This is a genomic window from Paenibacillus sp. PAMC21692 (assembly GCF_014303795.1).
Classification (GTDB): domain Bacteria; phylum Bacillota; class Bacilli; order Paenibacillales; family Paenibacillaceae; genus Pristimantibacillus; species Pristimantibacillus agaridevorans.
The window spans coordinates 2182993-2198162 of the sequence record NZ_CP060293.1; the positions used below are offsets into that span (position 1 = coordinate 2182993).

General features: G+C 52.6%; 14 protein-coding genes. 9 read left to right on the forward strand and 5 right to left on the reverse strand.

Annotated elements, in window-relative coordinates; all coding sequences use genetic code 11:
* The first annotated feature begins 131 nt into the window (after positions 1–131).
* Entirely contained in the window at positions 132–719 is a 588-nt protein-coding gene (locus H7F31_RS08700; protein WP_187103821.1) for a LysM peptidoglycan-binding domain-containing protein, read from the forward strand.
* Here the strand turns inward: H7F31_RS08700 and H7F31_RS08705 are convergent.
* Positions 716–1552, reverse strand: coding sequence for a helix-turn-helix domain-containing protein (locus tag H7F31_RS08705; protein ID WP_187103822.1), 837 nt, complete (start codon positions 1550–1552; stop codon positions 716–718). The genes H7F31_RS08700 and H7F31_RS08705 overlap by 4 nt on opposite strands.
* 235 nt (positions 1553–1787) lie before the next feature.
* On the opposite strand from H7F31_RS08705, the gene H7F31_RS08710 reads away from it, so the two are divergent.
* The 4 genes from H7F31_RS08710 to H7F31_RS08725 all read left to right on the forward strand — a co-directional run bounded on the left by H7F31_RS08710 (position 1788) and on the right by H7F31_RS08725 (position 3860).
* On the forward strand, positions 1788–2147 hold the full coding sequence (locus H7F31_RS08710) for a GIY-YIG nuclease family protein (protein ID WP_187103823.1): 360 nt from the start codon (positions 1788–1790) through the stop codon (positions 2145–2147).
* A 53-nt stretch (positions 2148–2200) separates the two neighbouring features.
* Positions 2201–2836, forward strand: a complete 636-nt coding sequence (locus H7F31_RS08715) for a hypothetical protein (protein ID WP_187103824.1) — start codon at positions 2201–2203, stop codon at positions 2834–2836.
* Between the two features lie 5 nt (positions 2837–2841).
* Entirely contained in the window at positions 2842–3294 is a 453-nt protein-coding gene (locus tag H7F31_RS08720; protein ID WP_187103825.1) for a GNAT family N-acetyltransferase, read from the forward strand.
* A gap of 89 nt (positions 3295–3383) precedes the next feature.
* Positions 3384–3860 carry a hypothetical protein gene (locus H7F31_RS08725; RefSeq protein ID WP_187103826.1) on the forward strand — a complete coding sequence of 159 codons (477 nt, stop codon included), beginning with the start codon at positions 3384–3386 and terminating at the stop codon, positions 3858–3860.
* A gap of 103 nt (positions 3861–3963) precedes the next feature.
* Here the strand turns inward: H7F31_RS08725 and H7F31_RS08730 are convergent, their stop codons facing one another.
* Both H7F31_RS08730 and H7F31_RS08735 read right to left on the reverse strand, forming a co-directional pair.
* Positions 3964–4770: a DUF4367 domain-containing protein gene (locus tag H7F31_RS08730; protein ID WP_187103827.1), complete on the reverse strand. Its 807-nt coding sequence runs from the start codon at positions 4768–4770 to the stop codon at positions 3964–3966.
* A 1-nt stretch (position 4771) separates the two neighbouring features.
* A complete protein-coding gene (locus H7F31_RS08735; protein ID WP_187103828.1) occupies positions 4772–5341 on the reverse strand; it encodes an RNA polymerase sigma factor in 570 nt (189 codons plus the stop codon).
* A 155-nt stretch (positions 5342–5496) separates the two neighbouring features.
* Here H7F31_RS08735 and H7F31_RS08740 point away from each other — a divergent pair, with 155 nt between their 5' ends.
* The 3 genes from H7F31_RS08740 (at position 5497) to H7F31_RS08750 (ending at position 11172) form a co-directional block, all read left to right on the forward strand.
* The gene (locus tag H7F31_RS08740; protein ID WP_187103829.1) at positions 5497–6552 is read left to right on the forward strand and encodes a M42 family metallopeptidase; all 1056 of its coding nucleotides are present in this window, start codon (positions 5497–5499) and stop codon (positions 6550–6552) included.
* Positions 6553–7319: 767 nt separating this feature from the next.
* Positions 7320–9080 (forward strand): ABC transporter ATP-binding protein, encoded by a 1761-nt coding sequence (locus H7F31_RS08745; protein ID WP_187103830.1) that lies wholly within the window; start codon positions 7320–7322, stop codon positions 9078–9080.
* A complete protein-coding gene (locus tag H7F31_RS08750) occupies positions 9064–11172 on the forward strand; it encodes an ABC transporter ATP-binding protein (protein ID WP_187103831.1) in 2109 nt (702 codons plus the stop codon). The genes H7F31_RS08745 and H7F31_RS08750 overlap by 17 nt, the downstream gene beginning before the upstream one ends.
* A gap of 410 nt (positions 11173–11582) precedes the next feature.
* On the opposite strand, the gene H7F31_RS08755 is transcribed toward H7F31_RS08750, so the two are convergent.
* Positions 11583–12437 (reverse strand): AraC family transcriptional regulator, encoded by an 855-nt coding sequence (locus tag H7F31_RS08755; protein ID WP_261800355.1) that lies wholly within the window; start codon positions 12435–12437, stop codon positions 11583–11585.
* A gap of 48 nt (positions 12438–12485) precedes the next feature.
* Positions 12486–13358, reverse strand: a complete 873-nt coding sequence (locus H7F31_RS08760) for an AraC family transcriptional regulator (RefSeq protein WP_187103832.1) — start codon at positions 13356–13358, stop codon at positions 12486–12488.
* A gap of 109 nt (positions 13359–13467) precedes the next feature.
* Between H7F31_RS08760 and H7F31_RS08765 the strand changes: the two genes are divergently transcribed.
* Positions 13468–15006 (forward strand): sulfatase family protein, encoded by a 1539-nt coding sequence (locus H7F31_RS08765; RefSeq protein WP_187103833.1) that lies wholly within the window; start codon positions 13468–13470, stop codon positions 15004–15006.
* The last annotated feature ends 164 nt before the right edge of the window (positions 15007–15170 follow it).

Genomic DNA, 15170 nt, shown 5'->3' on the forward strand with positions numbered 1-15170 from the left:
TGCGGACGTGCCGGGGCAACCTGTTACGATTGGATTATTTTCCCGGGACGCTTGCGAAATTTAAAGGATTCTTGCCGTACGGCGGCGAAAGCAGTGAGCCCCAAATAATATGGCAGAAGGTGTGATGAAGGATGACGAGAATGCGAAAATGGGTCATTAGTCTGGCTGTACTCGCGCTTGCATCGTCGCCGAGTTTCGCTCAAGCGAAGAGCGGGCAGGCCGATGCGGGGATTAGCATTTATTACGGGGTCAAGGCTGGGGATACGTTATACGGCATATCGAAGCGGCATTATTTGACAAGCGACTACGTTAAGGTAGCGAAGCAGAACGGCCTCGATCCCAAGGCCAAGCTAAAAGTGGGAGCAAGGCTGAAGCTTAAGGATCCCCTTGTGCTGGATCATTATACCGTGGCCAAAGGCGACACTTTGTTTGCCATCGCCGGCAAATATTTTAGCCGGAACAATTATATCGGCATCCTGATGCAGGTTAATGGCTTGACGGGAACCACGGAACTTAAGAAAGGCAGGACGCTTAGTATCCCCATGCCTTCCGGACAGCGTTCGTATCAAGTGAAAGAAGGAGACACTCTGCAAAGTATCTCCGCCAAGTATTATAAACAGTCGGATTACGTGGCGGCGATTGCCAAGAGCAACGGAATCGACGGCGTCTCCGGAACGATCAAGCTTGGGCAATCGCTGCTAATTCCGAATCCGTTCTAAAGAGAAGAGAGAGCCGCGACCTTCTTCGCGATGATCGTTGACATCGCATGCTGATGGGGAATGCCTGACGAGTTGCAGTCGAACACAATTTCGGAGCTGTCTTCGATATACCAATCGCGGTAGCGGGACAACAGCTCGCCGGAATGCCATTTGTAGGCGTAAGGCTCCTTCTCGGGCGGCGGCGCAATAAACGGCTTGTCGACAAACACGTTAAAGCAGTGCATGCCGTTGGGATTCGTGAAACGTTTGTAATTGTCGAAGATGTCCTCTCTGAAGTCCGGCTTTATATAATGGAGCACGCCGCTGGAGTACAGAATGTCGAAGTGCGCGTCCAGGCGGTAATCCAGAATGTCGGCTTTGAACACATTTACTTGGACGCCTGCCTGCTCGGCGAGACGTTTCGTCTTGCCGATGCCGGCGTCCGTCACATCGAACGCGGATACATCATACCCGTTCCGCGCAAAGAAGACGGCATCTTTCCCTTCGCCGCAGCCAATATCCAGCAGCTTAAGCCTTTTTACCGGAGGCATCGCTTTTAGCACCTCGTAGCAAGCCGCATTCGGTTCCGTCCCCCAATAATAGTCTCCCGATTGATATTCTTCCTCGTAGATCGTAATCGATTTCTCCTGCAAGGCGTAACCCAGCAGCTTGTCAATGCTGACCTGAAGCGTCCTCGACAGCTCCGGCAGCAGGGCCACATCCGGCATGGATTGAGCGTTTTCCCATTTGGACACAGCCTGGAACGACAGGCCAAGTCTCCTAGCCAGCTCCTCTTGCGTCAAGCCTCTTTCTTTACGGTATATACTGATGTTTCTCGCCAACATTTCCTTCATGCAGTACGCTCCTTCTTTTGCTTTGTTCTCATTGTAGGCGAGAAGGATCCCCTGAACAATAACCTGTAAATTGAGCTTTTCGAAAATTCAACCCGGAGTTGAGTGATCGTCTAAAGATTGATGGATTGACGATGAGAGGAAGTCGTTTTATAATAAACGAGTGATTTACTAAATTACTAAATTACTAAATCGGGAATGTGATGTTAAAGGATAAGTAAGGAGGCTGGGAACTCTAATGGATCGGAATAGGCGGAAGGAATTGCAGGAAGCATATAAGGAAATGAAGACCTATATGGGCGTCGTGCAAATCAAAAATAAGGAGAGCGGCAAGTTGTATGTCGCCAGTTATCCAAATCTCAAAAATAAATGGTCGAGCATAAAAGCGCAGCTTGAAATGGGGAGGTTCAAGAATCTCGAACTGCAGAAGGATTGGCGCGAGCTGGGGGAGGCGGCGTTCGCGTTCGACATTTTGGAACAAAAGGATGCAAGCGACATTACGGATATAAAGTGGGCGTTGAAGCAGTTGGAGAAGCCGTGGCTTCAAAAGCTTCAGCCATATGGTGAGAGGGGATACAACAAGCCGCCTCGAGAATGAGGACTGGAGCAATGCGGCCCGGTAGTGATATGATGGTAGTGGGTGATGCTGACATGTCTAAAGAGACGACCGAGCCGGAAACACAAGCGTCCGGCAATGACAATCAAACAAATGACAACAACGAAAAGATGGTAGAGCTGCTCAAAGCCGTATATCATAACGGCATGACGGCATTAAAAATGTTTTTCGAAGAGGTCGCTGGCCAAATCGTCAATCAGGAACGATATGGGCCGATCTTCGTATTCCAAGTGCGGGATGCCTCTAAAAGCGTGTACGCATGCGGATTTTTCCTGCAGGAGCTGATTCAGAGATTCCAATCGGGCAATGACCCGGCGCAGTGGCTGTCTTCCTTCTTCTTCGAGATGATGAAGCAGGAAGGCGGCAAAGGGCTGCCGAATCCGCCGTCGGGCGAAGAAGAGACGAAGGCGTTGATCGACAAAACGCTTGTCCCGCATTGCATTGAGGCCGTGCGCGAGGAATTCGCTCCCGAACAGGTTCATGCGGGCTTGGGCTTCGTGCCTGAACATGGCCCTGTATTCGAAGCGGGATTCCCGTCGATTAAAGATGGCAACAATGTATGCGCCATTCCGCTGCATGTTCTGATTACGCATCATCTGCTAAACCGCGATCCGGCAGAAATTCTGATCCAAGGACTGTATAATATTCGGGAGCAACACGGGCTGGAGTAACGACTATGATTCATCAGCTGGACCACAGGAACTCAACGATCGCTGCGGCTATTCTGGACGTACAGCTTCCTGCTTATCGGATAGAAGCGGAGCTGCTCGGATTCGACGGCATTCCCGCTCTGCGGGACACCGTCGCAGATATTATGGCATGCAACGAAATTTTTGTTGGATATTGCGATGGGGAGAATTTGCTGGGACTTATTGCTTATGAGAAATCGGGGCTGGAGCTCGACATATGCCGACTGGTGGTCCACCCTTCGGCCTTTCGAAAGGGCATCGCAACGAAGCTGCTGGAGCATGTGTTGGAGCAGGAGGCGCCGGACTGTGCAACCGTAAGCACAGGCAAGGAGAACGGTCCCGCGATCGCATTGTACAAGCGTTTTGGATTTACGGAGAAGAGGGAGATAGAGGTTGCTCCGGGATTTTTTATTTCATCATTAATCAGAGAGATGAAATAAAATATTTTTTGCAATTTTAACAACCTAAACCATAATTGCGGTGTTATACCATTGTAGGACTATTCTCATAAGAGAGAGGGATGGTAAACATGGCAACAAAGGGTCTTCGTAAGTCGTTTTTCCTAATTCTGGTCGTTCTCGTTACACTGATGTCAGGCGGACAAGCTGTCTTCGCGGACAATGGAGGGACAAAACCGCTCACATCGCCTCCGCCCGACATGATTCAGCCGCTTGCGCTCTATACCGGGTATACTTATTTGCTCGGCTCGTCGATTGCAATACAGGATAATACCGGATTTGTACGTATTTCGGTAACGACTTCGGCGAAGAGCAGCGTGTCCACTATAGGCGCGTCGGTCCAATTGCAGCGTTATACGGGAACGGCCTGGATTGACGTCGGCTCCTCGACAACGCGTACGGCAAGCGACACGTCTTATTTATCCGATTCTGTCGATAAGGTGGTAAGCACAGGTTATTACTATAGGGCCAAGGTTACACATTATGTTACGCATGGCAGCGTGCACGAATCCGAAGTCGAATATTCGGTCACGGTTCTAGCCAGCTAACAGTAAGTCTGCCCCGAAGCATCGTCTGTCCGGGACAGCATTGGCTTGCCGATCGTTTGAAAGCCTCACGGAATTATTCCGTGAGGCTTTGCCGCGTTATTCGCTAACGCCATTGGATATTGCTGCCGATCTCCATGATCTCTTCCCGGTCCAAAATGCCGAAAATGTTGACATGCAGGTCGTTCGCGAAATACTGAAGGCTCGCGTATCCCTCGCTGGTGATTTGGAGATAGGCTTCGTATCCGTTGACTGAAGTCATTTCCGATTCAATGTCCGGGTCGTCCGATGATATCTTCATTCTCTGATCTTTTTCTATCTTCCGGATGGAAATGCGGTATAGGCCGCTTTCCCCCGACTCCCGTTCGTACAGAAGAGACAATTGATTGCTTTTGCCCGAATCTTGATGGCGGTAGGAAATAATTTCGGTAAGCGCAAACGACTCCGGAACATGACTGATATTGGGCAATGCGAAATTGAGTTGCTTCGCCGCTGCCTTAAGCGTATCATGCCGAATGGGATTCGTACCGCGATACGAAAGATCCTGACCGTCGGACTTATTCGACCCGCCATCCTCCGTAATGCCGGGAGGGGGAGCCGTTTTGGGAAGCGTGCCGCTTGCTTTCGGTTGTCCGATTGTCATTTCCAGGACCCCGTCCTTGATTGTGGTTACCGCTTCGATGACGGGCTTGAAGGCGGTGGTGACAGCGGGTGTTCCGAACAGGTATGCTCCCAGCAGGAAGGAGGCGGCGATATAAGGTACAAGCTTTAAACGGCGTTTTATTGCGGCCCTTCGGGCCAATTTCTTCTGAATTCTGGCCCAGGAAGGCCCGGGGTCGGGTACAAGCTGGGAGCTGTGTGCAGCTTCGTCGAAGGCTTGATCGAATAATTGATCGAATTCCTCGCGATTCATTCTATTCCCCCCATCTTTTCGCAAATTGTTTTTTCATCGCTTCTCTGGCCTTGTATAACTTGTACTTCACTTTGTCCTCCGTCGTATCGAGCTCGGCAGCCATTTCCTTGTAGCTGAGCTGCTGCTTCCACCTTAGCTCGATCAGCGCGCGGTATTCCGGCTTGAGCTCCGTCAGGCAGGAGGAGAGCTCCTCCGCCATCAGCTTGATTTCGATCTCGTCCTCCAGCGCGGAGGAATCGGTTGCCAGTTCTGCATTTTCTTTAATATAAACACTGTCAGAATCGATAACGTTGCGATTTTTTTTATGTTTTCGAAAATAATTATAGATTTCGTTTTTGACGACGACCTTCATCCAGCCTTTGAGATGCGCTTCGCTCTCGGCTTGCGGCACGTTCCGAATGATTTTCATAAACGCGTTCTGGATAATGTCCTCCGTCGTCGCATGGTCTTGTACCATATAAATAATATTGGGGTATACGTATCGGTAATATTCTTGATAGATCTCCCTCTGGATATTTGGGGATAACACTTCAAAGCGTGCTGTGGTCAGGTGGAACATCGTGCTTTGCATCTAGCCTGGATACCCCCCTCTTTGGCATAGGCCGCTTCTCTGCGGCACTCTATCTTCCGTCATTATAACGTATCCGATCCCACTTGTGAGCGTAGATTTGCGTCCTTCAGATCGTGGCGATACAATGGAGGCTGATAAGAGGAAGGAGCGAGCCTATGACGAATTCGCTAAACCCAAGTTTAGACGGAGAATATATGGTGCGGCAGCTTGTAAAGCTTCTTGGTATTCCAAGCCCAAGCGGTTATTGTATGGAGATTATGAATGATGTGGGAGAAGAGGCGCGGAGACTCGGGTATGAAATGGAGCTGACGCCCAAAGGCGTGGGCATCATTACGATACCGGGCGAAGACGAGTCGACTGTAATCGGCATCTCCGCGCATGTCGATACGCTCGGCGCTATGGTGCGGTCGATCAAGCCGAACGGCATGCTTCGATTTACGCCGATCGGCGGTTATTCGATGAACAGCGTGGAAGGCGAATATTGCCTCATTCATACGAGAGACGGACGCAAGTACGAAGGAACCGCGCTGACGACTAAGCCATCGGTTCATGTCTATTCGGATGCGCGCGACCTAAAGCGTGAGGAAGCTCATATGGAAATCCGGATCGACGAATCCGTGAAGTCGAAGGAGGAGACGGAGAAGCTCGGCATCTCCGTCGGTGACTTTATCTCCTGGGATCCCCGCACGAGGGTGCTGGATAACGGCTGGATCAAATCCAGGCATCTCGATGACAAAGCAAGCGTAGCGGCTTTGTTCGGACTTATGGAATGGCTGAAGCGGGAGGGGAGAACGCCGAAGCATACGCTGAAGCTGATCATCTCTACGTATGAGGAGGTAGGCCATGGCAACTCCTACATCCCGCCTGACATTACGGAGCTGCTGGCGGTCGACATGGGAGCGCTCGGCGATGATCTTTCCGGCTCCGAGCGGCATGTGTCGATATGCGCCAAGGACTCCGGCGGGCCTTACGATTACGGCATGACGACCCGCCTGATCGAGCTTGCAAAACGCGAAGGGCTGCCTTATGCGGTCGATATCTACCCGCAGTACGGCTCCGACGCTACGGCGGCGTTACGCGGGGGAAGCAACATCCGAGCGGCGCTGCTCGGACCCGGCGTTCATGCGTCGCACAGCATGGAGCGCACGCATAAGGAAGCCGTCATTAATACGGCGGCGCTGCTGCTCGCATACGTCATGGAATCCAGGTGAAACGGCAGTCGCTGCCTTCTGGGGGCTCAACTGCTCGTTTACGTCATTGAAACCAGGTGAAACGGCAGTCGCTGCCTTCTGGGGGCACAGCGAGTAACATTTATGAGAATGGTAGGTCAGATATGGAGAAAACCTAACTGTCCTATTATTGCAAGATATACGGTTAAGCCCGTTAAGGGCTTGGCCGTTTTTTATTTTCTGACCGAAAACAAACTCATATTGGCGATAAGCGTCCTCCAGTTAGGTATGTTGTCCAAACTACCATCGTTAGGTAAGTGATCAAAACTACCACGATTCTGCGTGAGTACTTGCCAGTTTTCGAATGAGAGGGAGCCAACCTTAAGCATAATCTACATGCATAATCTACGGCACCGCATAATCCGAAAAGAGAGGGAAAAGTTCCCTCTAATCTTATTAAAAACACGCTATAGGGATGTTATAAAGGGAAAAGCTCCCTATAATCGTATGGGTTCTGCACGAACAGCGGGATTTGGCCAGAATTAGAGGGAGGATTTCCCTCTAAAGCTCCCACGATGGTGAGGATGGGGGAATTAGCGGGCATTTTTCCCCTTATCGATAAAGAGTGATGATGATCTTTAAAAGGAAATTAATACCATTTTGGTAAGCGGCATTTTGTGTCGAACAACCAGCTTCTCCAGACTCGAATGAGCAGAATAATCCATAAAAGTGAGCTTGAATATCCATGTTTAATGAGGGGGATGAGGAGTAAACTTAATGCAGTAGTAAAGAAAATAGGGGGCGTGACGGTGAAATCCAAGCCATTGTTCAAAGAACATCTGATGAATCACAAAATGCAATACGTCTTTGGCGCGGTGTTATTGTCCATATCATGTCTGCTGCAGCTTGTCATTCCGCAGCTGCTTGGGAGTTTCGCCGACCTCGTGCAAGAAGGCATCGCGGCAAGTCAAATTCTGTCTATCGCCTTATGGATTGTCGCCGTCGGGTTTCTGGCGGCGTTCTTCCGTTCGACGGGACGAATTTACTTGTTCCGGCTGGCCAGATTGCTGGAGAAGCATATCCGGAAGAGACTGTTTATGAAATGGGAGAGCCTGCCTAGCGAATACTTCGGCAAACAGCGGATAGGCGACCTCATGAGCCATGCCGTGAACGACATTAACATTATGCGCGAGGTAGCCATGATGGGCGTTTTCTCCACTATCGAGGCGGCCGTCTTAATCGGCGTCGCCATCGCGGCGATGGCGGGCACCATTCATATCGGCCTAACGCTGCTGGTGCTGCTGCCGCTTCCCGCGCTGACCTACCTTGCATACCGCTTCCGGGGGGAGATCGAGCAGCGAACGAGGCTTGTTCAGGAGGCGGTGGGCCAGTTGACGAGCCGCGTGCAGGAATTCGTAGCCGGCATTCGGGTCGTGAAGGGCTACGTTCAGGAACGGCCCGAGATGAATAAGTTTAAGGAAGATAATCGGAACAATTTGGAGACGAACTGCAAGCTGAACCGGTCCAATTCTTTTTTTTCGGCTATAAGCTCGGCGATTGTAGGGGTAAGTTATCTGCTGTCCGTCGTCTTCGGAGGGTTGCTCGTTATGAGGGGGAGCATCGGCATGGGCGATTTCGTCGCATTCAACACGTATCTCACCATGCTAATCTCCCCTGTCGAGAATCTGGGCAAGGTTATTAACATTCTGCAACGGGGCAAAGCGGTGGATGTGAGACTGCGGCATATTCTCGATACGGAGCCTGCGGTGGCGGATGCAGCGGACGTTGCTTTCGTAGAGGAGTTGCGAGGCGCCATCGAGGTGAAGGGATTGACCTTCCGTTACCCCGAACAGAAGCGGGTTGCGCTCGACAACATTCAGCTGAACGTGCCGGAAGGAAGCAGCCTTGCGATAGTCGGCAAGGTCGGAAGCGGCAAGACGACGCTCGTGAATCTGCTGCTTCGACTTTATAACCCGCCGAGAGGAACAATTGCGATTGATGGGAACGACATTATGGATATTCCTCTGCGGCAATTGCGGGAGTCCATTGGTTTCGTGCCTCAGGAGCACATGCTTTTCTCGACGACAATCGGCAAGAATATCGCCTTCCACCCCGGAGGTTATGATCAGGAGGACATTCAGGAAGCGGCAAAGGTCGCGCAGGTCTATGACAATATCGTGGAATTTCCCGGGAAATTTGACACCTCGCTAGGGGAACGCGGCGTATCGCTGTCCGGGGGCCAGCGACAGCGTGTCAGCATTGCCCGGGCGCTGATCAAGGAGCCTGCCATACTGGTGTTCGACGACAGCTTGTCGGCGGTAGATGCAGAGACTGAGGAGCGGATTCTGGAAGGGCTGAAGAAAGCGATGAAGGGACGCACAACGATCATTACGAGCCATCGTCTATCAGCTATCCGGCACGCGGATCAAATCGTTGTTATGGACCATGGGCGCATCGTCGAGCGGGGAGATCATGCTTCGCTCATGAGGCGAGGCGGTCTCTACGCCTCGACTTACAATAAGCAGACGATGAAGACCGGAATGGAGGGGTCGCTTGGATATTCACAATGAACAACGGTTAACCGGCGTGAAGGACGGGACGTTATGGCGCAAAATGATGGCCTTCGCCGTCCCGTATTGGCGAAGTCTTGCCGTCTCTCTGCTGTTCGCCTTGCTTGTCGCAGGCGCGGCCATAACGCAGCCGCTGCTAGTAAAGTCGGCCATTGACGACAGGATTAACGGTCTCATGAAGCCGATGGTTTATGTGACGGATTCCGGCGCGCTGGCTCGATTGGCCGAGGATGACCGTACGAATGGCAAGCCGATCGTATTGGGTGATCGGACGTATTACCGCGTAAGCCAAGGCGATCATGTTTGGCCGGAAGGCGTTCATTCCGCCAGCATCTCCCAGCGCGACGGCGCTTATTATTTGCAACATGGCGCAAGCGGTGAGGAGGGCGCGGCGACAGGAGGAGAAGGCTACAAACTTTCCAAGGAAGAGATTGCGGCGTTCCGTCAGCAGGACTACTCCGGCCTGATCCTTCTGGCTGTGCTCTTCGTGCTGAATGTGGCGGTAGCGGGCATTTTTACGTATTGGCAATCCGTCATTTTGTCGAATACGGGACAGCAAATTATTTTCGACATGCGCAATCGGATGTTCGGTCACTTGTCGAAGCTGCAAACCTCCTATTTTGATCGCAATCCGGTCGGACGCTTGGTGACAAGGGTTGCCCATGACGTGGAAGCCGTCAATCAGCTGTATTCCCAGGTTATCGTCAACTTGGCCAAGGAGCTTCTCATGCTGGTCGGCATCGCGTCCATTATGCTGGTGCTGAACGTCAAGCTGGCATTGGTATCGTTCGCCGTCATTCCGCTGCTGATTTTGGTAACCTTCTACTTCAAGGGCATCATCAGGGATGCCCAGCGCGTGGCGCGGGTCATGCTGTCGAGATTGAACTCCTTCCTTGCGGAAAGTCTCAGCGGCATGACGATCGTGCAGATGTTTACCCGGGAAAAGCAGCAGCTCGACGAATTCGTGAAGCTGAATGACGAACATTATCGCGCCGGGATGAGGGGCAGCGTTAATAACTCGATATTCAACCCCATGATTGGTTTCGTCGGCAACCTGGCCCTCGCCCTTGTCGTCTGGTACGGCGGCCATTCCGTACTGGCTGCCGGAGTCACGTTCGGCGTCGTGTACGCGTTCACGACTTACGTCAGACAGTTCTTCCAGCCTCTGACGGCTCTGGCCGACCGTTACACGCAGATTCAGACTGCGCTGGCATCGGCGGAGCGAATATTCGAGCTGTTGGAGGAAAAGCCGGCCATCGTGGATAAAGAGAACGCGAAGGAGATCGAACGGCCGCTTAAGGGGGCTATCCGACTGGAGCGAGCCTGGTTCGCCTATAATAAGGAGGAATGGGTACTCAAGGATATCAACATCTCCATTAAACCGGGCGAGACGGTAGCCTTCGTTGGCGCGACGGGAGCGGGCAAAAGCTCCATTATCGGACTAATTAACCGGTTCTACGATATTCAGAGGGGCAGTCTGATGATCGACGGTGTAGAGGTGAAGGACTACAAGCTGGATCAACTGAGGCAATCCGTCGGCGTTATCCAACAGGATCCCTTCGTCTTCACGGGCAACATCTACGACAATATCCGGATGAACCGGGCGGACTTGAGCGACGAAGACATTCGCAACGCGGCAAGGGAGCTGGAGATGGACGACTTTATCGAACGGCTGCCGCTGGGTTACGAGACGCCTGTAGGCGAGCGGGGCGTGAAGCTGTCGTCGGGGCAGCAGCAGCTGCTGGCGTTCCTTCGCGTCTACGTAAGCGACCCAGACATTCTTATCCTGGACGAAGCGACCTCGCATATCGACACGGAGACGGAGGAGACGCTGCAGCGCGGGCTCTTGCGTTTGTCGAAGGGCAAGACGACGCTGATCGTGGCGCATCGGCTGTCGACGATTCGACATGCGGACAACATTATCGTCCTCGACAAGGGTCGTGTGCAGGAGATGGGCGATCACGATACGCTTATGAGACGCGACGGGCATTATCGCAAGCTTTACGAGCTGCAGAACGATGAAGGGCCGAAGGAGCAGCGGGGCGCGGCTGCGAGAGCTGGCGGAGCGTTAGCCGCGACAATTGCGAAGTAGCGATGGAAGGTTAGTCGTGACGGGCGCCGCGAAGTGGTGATGGGTCCAGGCGGAGCGTTAGCCGCGACAATTGCGAAGTGGCGATGGAGTGTTGGTCGTGACGGGCGCCGCGAAGTGGCGATAATCACCCTTACGGGTGATTCGATCGCTCCGTTGTGCAAGGCTGTCCTTCTAACGGACAGGAGCGTCGCTATTCTACGATTAGATGATGTTTCTAAAATCTAAGGGACACGCACGACCTTATCTGCACCATACAAACAACTTTCGGCTAAATTTTGGCCATACAACGTCGCTCCTGTCCGTAGCATTTAATCTTGGAGTAAAACAGGCTAATAGCGTCGCGTGAGTCCATTAGATTCCCACTTGCTCGGTCTGTCCTATACGTGAACAAAAGCCGTACCGGCAGCGGATTAGCTGTTCGGTGCGGCTTTGTGCGTCTTGGCATATTGCGAAGGCGATTGCCCCGTAAATTTCTTGAACAAGCGGCTGAAGTACAGCTCGTCTTCGTATCCGATGCTTTGGGCGACGGCTTTCAGTTTGTAATCCGACAGAATGAGAAGTTCCTTAGCCCGGTCCATGCGCAGCTGGGTCAAATAATGAATGGGGCTCGCGCTGACGTATTTCTTGAACAGCCGGGAGTAATGACTGCTGCTCATCCCCGCCATGGCGGCCAGCTCTTCTACGGTCATGTTCTCGGCATAATGATTAACCATGTAATCGATGGTCGACTCGATCATCGTATTCGTATGCCCCGTCACGGCCTGCGAGCGCAAATCCGAGATAATCTGGGTCAAGATCTCGAGAAACAGGATGCGCTGCCGCATTTGGACGATCTGGCCGCGATGTTTCATCAGCTTCATAATCCCTTCGAACGTATTGAGAAGCGGAGGGATGTTCGTGATGGCATAGCTTCCGGACAAGGGGAACGGCAGCTCCTTGTCGCTCTCCATCGTCCAGCTCCCATCCTCCTCGTAGGCGGCAACGGCGTAAGCGAAGCGAACGAAAAAAAATTCGATGGGACCGTCGCCTTCATTGATCCGCTCGACGATCATGCCGGGGGGAAGAGAAAACAGCTTGCCCGGCTCGGCCGTATAGGAGGAGCCGTTGAGCACAAAGGTTGCTTTTCCTTTTGTAATCAGCCACAGGCTGTGAAAGCGATGCGTGTAGGGGCCGTTCCGCCAGCCCGCCGGCTTTTGGGAATGTCCAGCCAGCATAACTTTGAAGTTCATTCGGTTCATGTCCCGCATCATTTCCCATGGTTTCATGATGAAGTAAGCCTCCCGAGTTTAATTGGTTTGTTTGCATCATCTTTACTATTTATTCAGCGGTCTCTTCCGATAAGCCGAGGGCGGCATGCCGGCATATTTGGCAAACGCTCTGCTGAAAGCGAAAGGATTGCCGTAACCAAGCGAGTAGGCAATTTCGGTGACCGAGGCGGCGGTGCTGTCCAGCAGCTCCGCCGCCTTGTCCATGCGCACCTTGCTTATATATTGAAGAGGAGACAAGCCGACTTGCTCCGCGAATGCCGTCGAAAAATAATTGCGGTTCATGCCGGTGAGCGCCGCCAATTGCTCCACGGACAACCCCTCCGCCGCATGAAGCTCGATGTAGCGGATGCTCTGGCGCACCCATTCCATGGTGGATGGGGCAGGATGCTTCTCCAACGAGGTCTGGTTAAGGCGCGCAAAAAACTTGAGTAGCAAGCTTTGCATCTCGAGCGCATAAGGCAGACTGTCGCCGCCCGGCGTGTTTCGGATCAGCTGGAACAGCTCCGTCAGCGCCGCTTGCAAAGCGGCGCCGATCCGGCCTCGCAAATACGGAACGCTCGGCGTGATGCCGGCAGAGCCGAGCAGAGATTCCGCGCCGGGTCCGTCGAATGCGAGCCAGGACAATGTCAATCTTTTGCAGATAGGATCGCGATGATAGGTATAGGATCGCCCTTTGAACTTGCAGAACAAATCCCCTCCCAGCAGTTCAATCTCACGCTCGGCTTCTCGCAGAATAAGCCGCCCTTCCGTCACGAGATGGAGACTGTAGCAGTCCATGCGCTTCGGACCGGCTTGATAACCGGGTTTGGTTACGCTTTGCCCGCCTCGCACGACCCATACCGATTGTTCTTGCTCCCAGCTGCCGGGCGTATGATAAAGAAACTCCGCATGCTCATGGCCGTAATCCTTCCAATACAAGCGAATCCTCCTCCTCCAACAATCTGAGAAATTGATAGGTTTCCCCAACATCGAGACATGGTCATCTCGGTTGATTCTTATTTATAATCTTAGCATAAGAGGAGGATGAATGATGAAAAAACCTAACATTCTGTTGATTACAAGCGATCAACAGCATTGGAATACGATCGGCGCGTTTAATAGAGAGCTTCATACGCCTAATCTCGACCGGCTGACGCGGGAAGGCACGACTTTTACGAGGGCATACTGTCCCAACCCGACCTGTACGCCGACGCGCGCCTCCATTATTACCGGGATGTATCCCAGCCAGCACGGAGCCTGGACGTTAGGCACGAAGCTGCTGGAGGACCGCCATACGGTGGGAGAAGATTTCCTGAAGGCGGGCTATCGGACCTCCTTGATCGGCAAAGCCCATTTCCAGCCGTTGAAATCGACTGAGGAATACCCATCGCTGGAAGCCTATCCCGTGCTGCAGGATCTGGACATGTGGAGAACATTCGACGAGCCGTTCTACGGCTTTGAGCATGCGGAGCTGGCGCGCAATCATACCAACGAGGCGCATGTCGGGCAGCATTACGCGTTATGGATGGTAGAAAAGGGCTGCGCCAATTGGCGTGATTATTTCTTGCCGCCGACGGGAAATATGGATCCTAATCAGACCTACAAGTGGCCTATTCCGGAGGAATATCATTATAATACCTGGATTGCGGAACGGAGCAATGCCATGCTGGAGCAATACGCGAAGGAAGACGAGCCCTTTTTCCTCTGGTCCAGCTTCTTCGATCCGCATCCGGAATATCTGGTGCCGGAGCCTTGGGATACAATGTACGACCCGGACAAGTTGATGATTCCAAGCGCGATTCCTGGCGAGCATGACAACAACCCGCCGCACTTCCGCATGACGCAAGAGGAGAACCCGGACTTCACCGCCTGGATGGAGACGGGAAGAGGCATTCATGGCTACGGCTCCCATCATTACTCTATCTACGGTGACAAGAAGAGACTGACGGAAGAGGACCGGAAGAAGCTGGTGGCCGTCTACTACGGCATGATCAGCATGATGGACAAATATATCGGTTCCATCTTGGATAAGCTCGACGAGCTTGGCTTGGCCGACAATACGGTCGTCGTGTTCACGACGGATCATGGCCATTTCTTCGGACAGCACGGCTTGCAGCAGAAAGGCGGCTTCCATTACGAGGATCTCATTAAGCTGCCGTTCATTGTGCGGTATCCGGGACAAGTGCCGGCGGGCGCTCAATCGTCCGCGATCCAATCCCTGATCGACCTGGCGCCGACTTTTCTGTCACTCTGCGGCATTTCGGCTCCGCACGCCATGACGGGCGTCGATCAGAAGGATGTCTGGCTCGGCCGACGAGGAAGCGCCAGAGATCATGCGCTCTGCGAGTTCCGGCACGAGCCGACGACGATTCACCAGAAGACGTACGTGGACGAACGTTACAAGATCACCGTCTACTACAATCAGACTTATGGCGAAATCTTCGACCTGCAGGAGGATCCCGGAGAGCTTCGCAACTTATGGGACGATCCCGCCAGCGCCGGACTTAAGTCGGAGCTCCTGCTTCGGTATGCATGGGCGGAGCTGGGCAAGGAATCTATGCCGATGCCGCGTATTTGGCATGCTTAATCATTGACGGGTTTAAATGTATGCAAGGCGCTCCCGACCGAAAGTTTCGGTTGACGGAGCGCTTATTTTTTTGTTTATGAAATTATGCGACATACCGGACTGTGGATAATGAGCCTGCAGCTTAAGGGACTTAAACGAAAGTGCCGATGGCCCGGAAAGTAACT